Genomic DNA, 12,399 nt, shown 5'->3' on the forward strand with positions numbered 1-12,399 from the left:
CCCCAACTTTTGATACTGATCCTTTTTGTCCTTATTTAGATTATTGTTTTTTTTTATTTCATTCTTATTGTTTTACAAAATTTTAAGTATTTGTAAACGAAAAAAAGGATACTCAAAATTTTGAGTATCCTTTTTTTGTATTTTTATTGAATTTAAAATTATTTACGAGGCAATAAAACTTCGTCAATCATTCCATATTCTTTTGCTTCTTGTGAAGTCATCCAGTAATCACGTTCACCATCTTTTTCGATTTGCTCGAAAGTTTGACCAGAATGAGTTGCAAGAATATCGTATAATTCTTTCTTCAATTTCAAGATTTCCTTTAATGTAATTTCCATATCAGTAGCTTGTCCTTGAGCACCTCCTAAAGGTTGGTGAATCATCACGCGAGAATGTTTAAGAGCCGAACGTTTTCCTGCTGCACCTGCACATAATAAAACTGCTCCCATAGAAGCTGCCATTCCTGTACAAATTGTTGCAACGTCTGGTTTTACTAACTGCATTGTGTCGTAAATTCCTAATCCTGCATAAACACCACCACCTGGTGAGTTAACATAAATCTGAATGTCTTTTGTCGCATCCACACTTTCTAAGAACAATAATTGCGCTTGAATAATATTGGCAATTTGATCATCGATACCTGTTCCTAAAAAGATGATTCTGTCCATCATCAAACGAGAGAAAACGTCCATTTGTGCAACGTTCAATTTTCTTTCTTCAACGATGTAAGGCGTTGTATTTTGGATGTAACTCTCCATATGTAAAGAGCTAATTCCTTTGTCTAACAGCGCATATTTTTTAAATTCTTCTCCTACGTTTTTCATTATTAAATTTAGATTTTAAATGAAAGGTATAAAGAATTTTTTAGAAGTGATTAAGCTTCTGCTAATTCTTTATTTTTTTCTGTAATAATGTCAACAAACTCGTCAAATGTTACTTCTTTCTCGTTCAATTTTACATTGTTTTTGAAGATGTCTAACATTTTGTCTGTAAACACTTGGTATGATAAACGGTTGTATTCTTCTTGATTTTGTAAAGCAGACATTGCAATTTGTTGTAATGTTTCTTCTGGAATAGAAGTTTGACCGTACATTTTTAATTGATCTTTGATTGCAGCAAAAGCAGCTTCTTTTACTTCCTCAGCATTTACTTCTACATTGTTAACTTCAGCAATTTTAGCTTCGATTAATTGGTAACGTAAACCTTTGTCCATTTTTACCAATTCTTCTTTCGCTTGCTCTTCAGAAGTTACATTTTCGTTAGAAGTGATTAACCATTTTGTTAAAAATTCTGTTGGTAAATCAAATTGAACTGTATCTAATAATTTAGCTACAACGTCATTGATAATTTGTTTGTCAGATTCTTTGTTGTACATGTTTTCTGACTCTTCTTTGATTTTGTTACGGAAAGCTTCTTCTGAATCTACAGCTCCTTCTCCATAAACTTTATCAAATAATTCTTGATTAACTTCAGCTTTTTCAGCTTTGTTAATTTCTTTGATTGTATACGTAACGTTAGTTCCTTCTTCAGAAACTTCTGTGTTCAATTGTTGTGCAGCTTCTTCAGCAGTATCAAAAATATCGTTAGAATTTACTTCTACAACATCACCAGCTTTTTTACCGATAAATGCAGAAGCATCTTTCAATTCTTCTAAACGGATAAATGTTGGTTTAGCTTCTTGCCCTTCTACAGCAGCTTCTACTTTCAATACAGCTTCAGCTTCAGCTTCAGTTAAAGATTTTAATGATCCAAAACGAGCAGCGAAATTATCTACATATTTTTGGATTTCGTCGTCAGCAACTTTTACTTTGTAGCTTTCAACTTCTACTTTAGATAAATCAACATCAAATTCTGGAGCTAATCCTAATTCGAAATCAAATGATAATTGATCAGCATCCCAATCAACATCTTTCATTACTGGAACTGGATTTCCTAAGATTGATAATTTTTCTGTGTTGATGTATTCAGATACACTTTTTTGTAAAATTTCGTTAACTGTATCAAAAACAACAGCTTGTTCGTATTGTTTTTTTACAAAGCTCATTGGAACTTGTCCTTTACGGAAACCTTTGATGTTAGCTGTTTTTCTGTATTGGTTTAATACATCAACTACTTTTTCTTGATAATCTGCCTTATCAACAGTTACAGTTAATACTGCGTTTAATTTGTCTGTTGTATTTTTAGTAATATTCATCTACCTTAAATTTGGAGTGCAAATGTATAAATTATTAATGATTTTTAATAGTAAAAAGTAATATTACAATCAATTCAATCACTATAAATTAACAATTCGGATTGAATCTTATCAAATAGTTTAGATTTTGATTTTAGATGTGATGATTGAATTGATTATTTACTACTTTTCTGAGGTGATATTTTCAACAATTAAGCCATTTGATTTTTGCTGACACAATGACATAAAAAAATCCAGAATATACGTTCTGGATTTTCAATATTTCGAAAATTTAATTTCTTATAATTCTCCGTAATTTGCGTAAGATTCGTCAAAAACAAAATCCTCCATAAATTTAGTTGTGTAATTACCCGCGATAAAATCTGGATTATCCATCAACTGTAAGTGGAAAGGAATCGTTGTTTTGATACCTTCGATATAAAATTCCCCTAACGCACGTTTCATTTTTGCTATTGCTTCTTCACGCGTTTGTGCAGTAACAATGATTTTTGCAATCATAGAATCGTAATTTGGTGGAATTGTATATCCAGCATAAACGTGTGTATCAACACGAACACCGTTACCACCAGGAATATTAATATTTGTAATTTTCCCTGGAGAAGGGCGGAAGTCGTTATAAGGATCTTCTGCATTGATACGACACTCGATAGAATGTCCGTTTGGATAATAGTTTTGACCAGAGATTGGCTCACCATCCGCTAACATAATTTGTTCACGAATTAAATCGAAACCTGTTACTTGCTCAGTAATTGGATGCTCTACTTGGATACGAGTATTCATTTCCATAAAGTAGAAATCTCCGTGTTTGTCAACTAAGAATTCAATTGTGCCAACACCTTCATAACCTATATATTCACAAGCTTTAACTGCTGCATCTCCCATACGTTGACGTAATTCGTCTGTCATGATTGGAGAAGGGGTTTCTTCTGCTAATTTTTGATTACGACGTTGAATAGAACAGTCACGTTCTGATAAGTGACAAGCTTTACCGTTTTGGTCACTTGCAACTTGAATCTCGATATGACGTGGTTCTTCGATTAATTTTTCCATATACATTCCGTCGTTACCAAAAGCTGCAGCAGCTTCTGTACGAGCAGATTCCCATGCGTGTAATAAATCTTCTTCTTTCCAAATTGCACGCATACCTTTACCACCACCACCGGCAGTAGCTTTCATCATAACTGGGTATTTAATTTCGCGCGCAACTTCTAAGGCTTGCTCATAGCTTTCTAATAAACCATCAGAACCTGGTACTACAGGAACACCAGCTTCTTTCATAGTAGCTTTCGCATTGGCTTTATCTCCCATACGCTCGATATTTTCTGCAGAAGCACCGATGAATTTGATTCCGTTAGAAGCACAGATTTTAGAAAAAGTTGAGTTTTCAGATAAAAACCCGTAACCTGGGTGAATAGCATCCGCGTCAGTAATTTCTGCAGCCGCGATGATGTTAGCCATTTTTAGGTACGAATCTTTACTTGGAGCAGGACCAATACACACAGCTTCGTCAGCGAAACGTACGTGTAATGAAGTCTCGTCTGCTTTAGAGTAAACGGCAACCGTTTTGATTCCCATTTCTTTTGCAGTACGTATAATACGCATTGCAATTTCACCTCTATTAGCGATTAATATCTTTTTAAACATAATTTTTTAGATGTAATTGATTAAGCTGGATCAACTAAGAATAATGGTTGATCGTACTCAACTGGACTAGCGTCGTCCACTAAGATTTTTACAATTTTTCCAGAAACTTCTGATTCGATTTCGTTGAATAGCTTCATTGCTTCAACAATACATAAAACTTTACCTGGAGCAATAGCATCACCTACATTAATAAAAGGTTCTTTACCTGGTCCTGCAGCACGGTAGAAAGTACCAATCATAGGAGATTTAACTGTAATTAAATTACTATTTTCTTCTTCTGTTGATGTTGTAGAGTTATTTGCTGGTGCAGCTGCTGACGCTTGAGGAGCGGCAATTGGAGCTACAGGAGCTTGTGGTACATAAATTTGTTGAGATGCAACTTGTGCAGGTACGCTTGCTAAAGTTTTGATTTTGATTTCGATGTCATCTTGTTTGATGCTTACTTCAGCAACTTCTGCTTTTGATACGAATCTAATTAAATTTTGAATGTCTTTAATGTCCATATAATGCGGTTTTTTATTTGACCTTTTATGTTTGTTTTTTATAAAACGATTTCAAAGGTATTGAAAAAAAAATAAAAAAAGCTGTTTCTTTTTAGAAACAGCTTCAAAATCTTTCGAAGATTATATTATTCAGTAACTTCTTGTACTTTCTCTAATACTACTTTACCTTTGTAGTATAATTTTCCGTCAGACCAGTGAGCTCTGTGATATAAATGTGCTTCACCTGTTGTTTTATCGATTGCTAATTGTGGAGCTTCGATTTTGTAGTGTGTTCTACGTTTATCTCTTCTTGTTGACGACTGTCTTCTCTTAGGATGTGCCATATCTAACTACTTTTTTTTCTTTATTTCTATAATTTATTTTAATAATAAAAACCAATTAAGGTTTTAAATCTTTCAATTTTGCCCAACGAGGATCAATGTCGTTATTATCGTCATCGTCATCATTGTTATCGTCATCGTCATGCTCGTCTTCTGCATCTTCGTCTAATTCGTAAATGCTGTATTGGTCTAACAATTCAATCATTTCAGAATCGCTTTTGCCATTCAAGACATCGGGATGAATTCGTTTTGTTGGTACTGATAGCATTGCCAATTCATAAAGAACTTGCGCAACGTTGATTTGGTATTCCTCTCTTGGAATTACCCACATCTCAAAATCAGTATCGTCAAACTCGTCGCCAAATTTAACAATTAATTCTGCATTATTCGAAATTTCTTGCTGAAACAATTCTCCAGTCAAATCACAAGGAACTGTAATGTCCCCTTTTAAGCTGATTTCTAACTCAAGCATTGTTGATTTTTTATCTAAAATAATTGTTGCAATTAAATTAGGATTGTCAAAATCTTGCTCAATTTCAAATAAATCAAAGAACGATTGTGATAATTCGAATGTAAAATCACTCTTACCAAAAGGCAAGCTTGTAAATACAATATTATAATTTTTTAACTTGTCCATACCACAAAAAGGTGTGCAAAGATAATCTAATTTATTTAAAATTAATAGCTCTTTGCAACTTATTTTAAATTTTTATTCTTTATTATCGCCTTTTTCTAATTTTAGAGGAATATGTTGCAATACATTTTTTGTTAGCTCTTGGTATTCGTTTCGATTTTTATATAATTCGATTGCTGAAAAAATAGCTTCCTTAAATGATTCTTCGTTTGCAATTCCTTTTCCTGCGATGTCGTAAGCTACACCATGATCTGGCGAAGTTCGTACAAATTTTAATCCAGCTGTATAATTAACTCCTTCATCAAAACTAATTGTTTTGAAAGCAACCAATCCTTGATCGTGATACATGGCCAAAACAGCATCAAAAGCGTCTAAATTACTTGGATTGAAAAAACTATCTGCCGAATAAGGTCCAAAAACTAATTGATTTTCGTTAATGCAGCGCTCGATAACTGGCGAAATAATTTCTTTTTCTTCTGATCCTAACAGACCATTGTCACCTGCATGAGGATTAAGACCTAAAACTGCAATTTTTGGTTTTTCGATGGCGTAATCTTCAATCAAACTTTTATGAATTTGTTGAATTTTTGCATAAACAGATTTTGGATTAATTTGTTTTGCAACTTCGCTAATCGGAATATGTTGCGTTACTAAACCAACTCTCAATTTTTCTGAAACTAAGAACATCAAAGGTTTTCCTCCCCAAATTTCTCCTAAATATTCGGTATGACCTGGGAAATGAAATTCTTCGGACTGAATATTATCTTTATTAATTGGAGCCGTTACCAAAACATCAGTAAAACCATCTGAAACAGATTTTGCAGCCGCTTTTAATGATTGATAAGCGTGTTCACCAGCTTCTTTGGTTACTTTACCATAATGTACATCAATTTGATCTTTCCAAAGATTAACCACATTGATTTTTCCGTCTACAATTTGATTCGCATCTTGAATACCTTGAAAATTGATTCGGTCAAATTTTAAACGATCTTTTTGATACGATAATAATTTGGTTGAACCGAAAATAACAGGCGTAAAAAACTCTGTTATTTCTTTTTCTTGTAAGGTTTTTAAGATAACCTCAATTCCGATTCCGTTATAATCACCAATCGAGATGGCAACTCTAATTTTTCTATCTTTTTCAGACATAATGTTAGTTTAATATGATTGGCTGGATGGTTTGTATTTTTTTAAAAATCTTTTGTAAATTAAATCTACAATTAAACCTCCAATCCATGATGAAAAGAATAAAACTGGACAGATCGCAATTTCGTACCAAGTTGGGTGATAAGGCGTGATAAGAACGTCGCCTAATGCAACGATTAACACAATAAAACCTACAAACATCGTGTAAGCTTGTTTAGCTCTTCTTACGATAAGTGCTGTTATAACACCTCCAACTAAAGCTGCAATTCCACTAATTGCGAGCATTGATCCAAAAAATTGAACTTCGTATTTTTTTCCTTCTTGATGCGAAAAGTATTTGATGATGTGTCTCCATTCAGGGAAAATTTTGTCGTCCCATCCTAATCTATCCGCGTTGTATATAAGACCAAATTGTATAATGGCAAAGATTACAGCTAATCCTACCACTACAGCAATTGTGTTTCTTAATACAGTTTTGTCTTTTAGCATAATATTTTATTAGTCTGCAATGGCGATTACAGAAATTTCAACATTTACGTCGCGTGGTAAACGAGCAACTTCTACACATTCGCGTGCAGGGTAATTTTCGTCATTAAAATAAGAAGCATAAACTTCGTTAACTGCATTGAAATCATTCAAATCCTTAACGAAAATTGTTGTTTTTACAACTTGGTCAATTGTTGTTCCGCCCGCTTCTAAAATTGCAATTACATTTTTCATTACTTGATGAACTTCATCTTGAATACCTGTTGTAACCAATTCATTTTTTTCTACATTAAAAGGAATTTGTCCTGATGTGTAAATAAATCCGTTGTATTTTACACCTTGTGAATAAGGTCCAATTGCTTGTGGTGCTTTTTCTGTATGAACGATTTGTTTTTTCATATTAATATTTTTTTTAGTAATTAAGTCTTGATCTGTCGTTGTATTTTAAATCTTGTAAGATTGATGCTTTGATTCCGATAAAGAAATCATAACTTTTATATGTTCCCATTGGTGTCCAGTTGAATGATAAGGTAAAGCTTCGTAAATCTCTTTCAAAACCAAAACGTACATAAGTTATTTCACTTTTGATGAAATCGTAAGTTGCATTTGCAGAAATTGCCCAATATGGTGTTGGCGAAATTTTACCATTCATTGCAATAGAACCTGTGCTACTTCCTTTTCGTTCTGTTCCTTTGCTATAATTATAACTTAAATTAGCTGTTAAACTCCAAGGAATAGCAAATTGCGCATAATTATCGCTGTCATAATAGAAATTTTCGTCACGAACTGTTCCACGCTTTTTATAGTTCTTGGCATCGAAACGTTTTCCACCAAATGTACTATTATCAAAAGTATAACCAGTTCCTAATGTCATATTCGAAATACGAAGATTTCCTAAGCCAAGTTCATCAATGTATTGAGCAACTTCATTTCCTTCAGCATTTATATAACGTTGAATTTTATATGGATTAACAGTTGATGAGAATTGTACATTAACTTTTCTATCAAACAAAGATGTCATTCCATTAATACTAATCGGAGAAAGTTTAAATTCATCCGCAGAGAAATTATAAGATGAACTCAAACGTAAATATTCAAAAATCTTTACTTTCTTGAAACCTTTTGGATCATTTGCATCTTTGATTTTCATCTCCAAGTTATTCGAAAGTCCAAAGTTTAATGAATTTGTCAAACCAGGAATTGATACACCATATAACATGTTTTGATATTGGTTGTACCAAACTTCTTCTTGATTTTGGTTTTGATAAGGTTTGTAATATCCCCAAGATTGACTTTGGAAATCTGGCGTATAACTATAACCAATAGATGGCGTAATTACGTGCTGAATTCCTAAAATCTTAGCATCTTTATTTGGATTAAGATATAATCCATAAATATTTGTTGAAACAGAAGCATTGAAATTAAATGTTCGATAAGAATTGAATCCTTTCAATGTTGTGTCCTCTATTTTTCCGTTAACAGAATTGTAATTTTTAATCAAACGATTATCACCCCAAACTTCATTATAGTCAGAAGAAAGTGTTAATGGGAAATAATTAGCAAGTGTAATACCTGTCTGCAAACCAATTTTGTGATTCGCACCCATTCGCATTTGATCTTTCCACATTTTGTCTGTAAAGATGTCTTTGTCGTTGGTGTTAACTTCATTTCCAGCTTGCATACTATACGTTAAACCAAGATTCTGAATTAAACCTTCTTTTGGCATATTTTTCTTTGCAAACGGGAAAATACGAGACATCGTCAAGTTGAAACGAGGAAATGCAATGTTAATATCTCCAGTATTGTAGTTTTGAGAGTGAGACATACTCAATTGAGCTGTTAGAGGTGCATTCTCAAAGTTTTTCGTTAGGTTGATAGACGAGTTAACGTTGTTTGTAAAAACTTGTCCAGTATTGATGTATTGATTTCGTACAGATTCACGGTAATATTTCGAACTCGAAAAGTTAACATTGGCATTGAATAACCAATATGGATTTGCTTTCGGATCTTGGCTATGTGACCACATAACACCAAACATACTTTGTTTAGAAAAGGCATTAGAGCCTTCTGTAAGACCTTTGATACCAGTTAAGCGATTTTCTACATTCGCTGCAAGTCGCCCATTGTATTTATAACGTTTTTTATAGGTAGATTCGGCTCTAGCAGCCCAACTACCTTTTGTATAAACATCTCCCGAAAGTTTTAAATCAAAATTATCTCCAAATGGAACATAAAACCCTAAATCTTCGATAAAGAAACCAAGATTTGTACGCTCACCTGGGCGAGGCATCAAAATACCTGCGGCACGTTTTGCACCCATCGCTGGGATGTAACCAAATGGCAATGCTAAGGGCGTTGGTACGTCATAAATCCACATATTGATAGGTCCGGTAATTAATGTTTTCTTACCATTTTTATCAATCATTTTTCCTTCTTTGGCGCGAAGAAAATAATCTGGTCGAGTATCTTTTCCTTCTTTAAAATAAGTATCCGTTGTAAAATCGGCACGTTTTAACAACATTACCGAATCATTGACACGCTTCGCTTTATCAGCAATGATGATTCCATCTTCTTGCGTCATGCGAATGTTATATGCAATTCCAACTTTCGTTTTGAAATTTACTTTGAAAGCATCTTGCAAAATTTCTTGTTGACCTTGTGTAAACTTAGTTTTTTCAATAATATTCCCAATAGAATCGCGCTTACCTTCGGCATATACATCACCTGTATCCCAATTTAGTTCGATATAATCTGCATCAATAGTCATATCGCCGTAAACTACATGTGCCTTACGCAAAAGGTAAGTCATACGTTTTTTACGATTATGTATTTCGTCCTCGGAATTGTGCTCTACCACAAACTCTAATTTCTCTTTTACAGGGATAATAGTATCTAATTTTACTGAATCAGAAACTATCTTAGAGTGATCTTTATCGTTATTATTTTGCTTAACTTGTCCAAAAGAAACGGTGCAAACCATAACTGGACTAAAAAATAAAATCGATTTAATTGCCTTTGTAAACAAATTGAAAAACTTATTTTTTATAAATTGCGTCAAAATTAATCAAAAAAACAAACCTATAGTATGAGTTTAAAAATGATTAACATACAAAAGTATTTATTTTTTGCGATGATGATGGTATTTTCTACATTTTCATTTGCACAAAAAAAGCAAAATTTTGTAATTGTTATTGATGCTGGTCATGGTGGACATGATGCTGGAGCAAGGGGAGTCGCTGATTATGAAAAGAATATCACGTTAGATGTTTCGAAAAGATTGGCGGAATTAATTAAGAAAAATCACAAAGATGTTAAAGTTGTTTTAACACGTGATACAGATATTTTTTTAGAATTATGGGAACGTACACGAATTTCAAATGATAATCATGCGAATTTATTTGTCTCGATTCACTGTAATTCGGCTGATAACAAAAGCGCAACGGGAACAGAAACATTTGTAATGGGATTGAAACGATCTAACGAAACAGATGAAGTTTCTAAACGTGAAAACTCGGTTGTGTTTTTAGAGAAAGATCAAGAACGTTACGAAAAATTTAATCCAAATGATCCGGAAGCGGTTATCGCTTTTGAGATTATGAATGCAGCTTATAAAGAACAATCTATTCGTTTTGCAGATTTGGTAGAAAAAGGTTTCGTAAATCGTGATTTCAGAAAAAGTAGAGGTGTTAAACAAGCAAATTTTCACGTGTTGAGAGGAAATGCTTCTCCTTCTGTTTTGGTAGAGTTAGGATTTATTTCGAATTATGATGAAGGAACATTTTTAGCATCAGACGAAGGAAAAGATAAAACGACGACTACAATTTATGAAGCTTTTAAACAATTCAAAAAAGAATATGATCGTAGAAGTGGAGTAGAGGACGAGGACGAAAAACCTAAACCAGTTAAAAAAGTTGAAAAACCTGTAGAAGGAAAAAAATTGAAGGTAAGGGTAATGGAGTCTAAAATGAAATTTTCTTCAACTTCGCCGCAATTAAGAGGTTTAACAGATTTAGATGTAATTCAGGAAGGTGATAATTACGTGTATTATTACGGAGAAACAGATTTACAATCTCGTGCAGATGATTTGTTGCAAACGGTAAAACGTAAAGGATTTTCTGGTGCAAAAATTGTAGAATTTGAAACGAATAAAAAATTAGAAGGTGGTAAAAATTATCGTGTTCAGTTTATGACATCAAATAAAAAATATAAAGACAAAGACGAAAAATTTAATGGATTGACAAATGTGTTGCGAGTAAAAGAAGGTGGACTTCAGAAATATTATTATGGCTCTGATAAAACAATGGAATCTGCTCAAAAAACATTGAAACAAGTACAAGACAAAGGTTTTAGAAACGCCTTTATCGTTACATTTAATGGTGAAGAACCAATGTAAACGTAATATAAAATGTTTCTTTACAAATTAAATTTTATTTTTGCATAAAATCATAACAAGTGAAGTTATCTAAAGAATTAAAAATAGGAGTTGTTACCATCTTAACCTTAGTAGGTTTTTTCATGCTATTCAATTTCTTAAAAGGTCAAAATATTTTTTCATCAGGACGTTTGTTTACTGTAAAATACGAAAATGTAAGCGGATTAGCTCCTTCTAAACCTGTTTCTGTAAACGGTTTGAGAGTTGGTCAGGTGAAAGAAATTAAAATTATAGATACTGCAAAACCTATCTATTTTGAAGTCGTGATTTCTGTCGAAAAAGATATTCAATTTTCGAAAAAAACAATTGCAGAAATTTACGAACCAGGAATTATGTCTGGACCAGAAGTTAGACTTTTATTAGACTATGGACCAGATGTAGCAAAAGATGGTGATTATTTACAAGGTCGTATTGCAGGCGGAATGTTAGATGGTTTGACGAAACAATTAACGCCAACACAAGCAAAGTTAGATAGTGTTTTATTAAGTTTTAATCAAACATTAGGAAGTGTAAACAATGTTTTGGATCCGTCAACTCAACAAGATATTAAAGCAATGTTGAGAAACTTGAATCATACAATTGATTCGTTCGACAAAACAGCGCAATCGTTGACTGCAACATCAAATAGTGCAAATAATTTGATCAAAACAAACGAAAAGACATTGAACACAACGCTTAACAATGCAAGTGCTACAATGGCTTCTGCAAAAGCTACGGTTGACAAATTTGGAAAAACTGCGGATAAATTAAACGCGTTAGAATTAGATCAAGTGATTAAGAATTTTGAAAATGCGTCTAAAAACTTAAATACATTGTTAGAAGATATGAATAATGGAAAAGGTTCTTTAGGAAAATTAGCAAAAGATGAAACGCTTGCTAACGAACTTGAAGCAACAATCAAAAATATGAATGAATTGGTAACAGACTTAAAGAAAAACCCAAGTCGTTATGTGAACATCTCTGTTTTTGGTAAAAAGCAACCAGTTCAGCCATAAAATCAAAACTAAAATTTAAATACTCAAAACTCACAAAAAGACTAA

General features: G+C 32.9%; 12 protein-coding genes. 2 read left to right on the forward strand and 10 right to left on the reverse strand.

All coding sequences use genetic code 11. The annotated features are described in order from the left end of the window. Positions 1–158: 158 nt before the first annotated feature. The 10 genes from clpP to B3J26_RS09850 all read right to left on the reverse strand — a co-directional run bounded on the left by clpP (position 159) and on the right by B3J26_RS09850 (position 9,952). The gene (clpP, locus tag B3J26_RS09805) at positions 159–824 is read right to left on the reverse strand and encodes an ATP-dependent Clp endopeptidase proteolytic subunit ClpP (RefSeq protein WP_038331995.1); all 666 of its coding nucleotides are present in this window, start codon (positions 822–824) and stop codon (positions 159–161) included. A gap of 50 nt (positions 825–874) precedes the next feature. After that, on the reverse strand, positions 875–2,194 hold the full coding sequence (locus tag B3J26_RS09810) for a trigger factor (RefSeq protein ID WP_291074340.1): 1,320 nt from the start codon (positions 2,192–2,194) through the stop codon (positions 875–877). A 279-nt stretch (positions 2,195–2,473) separates the two neighbouring features. Beyond that, positions 2,474–3,838 carry an acetyl-CoA carboxylase biotin carboxylase subunit gene (gene accC, locus B3J26_RS09815; protein WP_221854334.1) on the reverse strand — a complete coding sequence of 455 codons (1,365 nt, stop codon included), beginning with the start codon at positions 3,836–3,838 and terminating at the stop codon, positions 2,474–2,476. 20 nt (positions 3,839–3,858) lie between these two features. Next, the gene (gene accB / locus B3J26_RS09820) at positions 3,859–4,341 is read right to left on the reverse strand and encodes an acetyl-CoA carboxylase biotin carboxyl carrier protein (RefSeq protein WP_125348723.1); all 483 of its coding nucleotides are present in this window, start codon (positions 4,339–4,341) and stop codon (positions 3,859–3,861) included. 125 nt (positions 4,342–4,466) lie between these two features. After that, the gene (gene rpmF / locus B3J26_RS09825; RefSeq protein ID WP_019975824.1) at positions 4,467–4,664 is read right to left on the reverse strand and encodes a 50S ribosomal protein L32; all 198 of its coding nucleotides are present in this window, start codon (positions 4,662–4,664) and stop codon (positions 4,467–4,469) included. A 55-nt stretch (positions 4,665–4,719) separates the two neighbouring features. After that, positions 4,720–5,298, reverse strand: coding sequence for a YceD family protein (locus B3J26_RS09830; RefSeq protein WP_291048774.1), 579 nt, complete (start codon positions 5,296–5,298; stop codon positions 4,720–4,722). 72 nt (positions 5,299–5,370) lie between these two features. Next, on the reverse strand, positions 5,371–6,444 hold the full coding sequence (gene pdxA, locus B3J26_RS09835; protein ID WP_280051017.1) for a 4-hydroxythreonine-4-phosphate dehydrogenase PdxA: 1,074 nt from the start codon (positions 6,442–6,444) through the stop codon (positions 5,371–5,373). Between the two features lie 9 nt (positions 6,445–6,453). Continuing rightward, positions 6,454–6,930: a hypothetical protein gene (locus tag B3J26_RS09840; RefSeq protein ID WP_291074342.1), complete on the reverse strand. Its 477-nt coding sequence runs from the start codon at positions 6,928–6,930 to the stop codon at positions 6,454–6,456. A gap of 9 nt (positions 6,931–6,939) precedes the next feature. Further along, complete coding sequence (locus tag B3J26_RS09845) at positions 6,940–7,326, reverse strand: RidA family protein (protein ID WP_125348731.1); 387 nt, start codon at positions 7,324–7,326, stop codon at positions 6,940–6,942. Positions 7,327–7,339: 13 nt separating this feature from the next. Next, entirely contained in the window at positions 7,340–9,952 is a 2,613-nt protein-coding gene (locus B3J26_RS09850) for a putative LPS assembly protein LptD (protein ID WP_291074344.1), read from the reverse strand. A gap of 72 nt (positions 9,953–10,024) precedes the next feature. On the opposite strand from B3J26_RS09850, the gene B3J26_RS09855 reads away from it, so the two are divergent. Both B3J26_RS09855 and B3J26_RS09860 read left to right on the forward strand, forming a co-directional pair. After that, positions 10,025–11,320: an N-acetylmuramoyl-L-alanine amidase family protein gene (locus tag B3J26_RS09855; protein WP_257467976.1), complete on the forward strand. Its 1,296-nt coding sequence runs from the start codon at positions 10,025–10,027 to the stop codon at positions 11,318–11,320. Between the two features lie 59 nt (positions 11,321–11,379). Beyond that, a complete protein-coding gene (locus B3J26_RS09860; protein ID WP_038332017.1) occupies positions 11,380–12,354 on the forward strand; it encodes an MlaD family protein in 975 nt (324 codons plus the stop codon). Positions 12,355–12,399: the final 45 nt, after the last annotated feature.

The organism is Empedobacter sp. UBA5987 (genome assembly GCF_002429865.1).
Classification (GTDB): domain Bacteria; phylum Bacteroidota; class Bacteroidia; order Flavobacteriales; family Weeksellaceae; genus Empedobacter; species Empedobacter falsenii_B.

Coding starts and splice junctions, on each gene's coding strand:
- pdxA (WP_280051017.1), bottom strand. CDS start 6,444: ATGTCTGAAAAAGATAGAAAAATTAGAGTTGCCATCTCGATTGGTGAT.
- clpP (WP_038331995.1), bottom strand. CDS start 824: ATGAAAAACGTAGGAGAAGAATTTAAAAAATATGCGCTGTTAGACAAA.
- B3J26_RS09810 (WP_291074340.1), bottom strand. CDS start 2,194: ATGAATATTACTAAAAATACAACAGACAAATTAAACGCAGTATTAACT.
- accB (WP_125348723.1), bottom strand. CDS start 4,341: ATGGACATTAAAGACATTCAAAATTTAATTAGATTCGTATCAAAAGCA.
- rpmF (WP_019975824.1), bottom strand. CDS start 4,664: ATGGCACATCCTAAGAGAAGACAGTCGTCAACAAGAAGAGATAAACGT.
- B3J26_RS09845 (WP_125348731.1), bottom strand. CDS start 7,326: ATGAAAAAACAAATCGTTCATACAGAAAAAGCACCACAAGCAATTGGA.
- B3J26_RS09855 (WP_257467976.1), top strand. CDS start 10,025: ATGATTAACATACAAAAGTATTTATTTTTTGCGATGATGATGGTATTT.
- B3J26_RS09840 (WP_291074342.1), bottom strand. CDS start 6,930: ATGCTAAAAGACAAAACTGTATTAAGAAACACAATTGCTGTAGTGGTA.
- accC (WP_221854334.1), bottom strand. CDS start 3,838: ATGTTTAAAAAGATATTAATCGCTAATAGAGGTGAAATTGCAATGCGT.
- B3J26_RS09830 (WP_291048774.1), bottom strand. CDS start 5,298: ATGGACAAGTTAAAAAATTATAATATTGTATTTACAAGCTTGCCTTTT.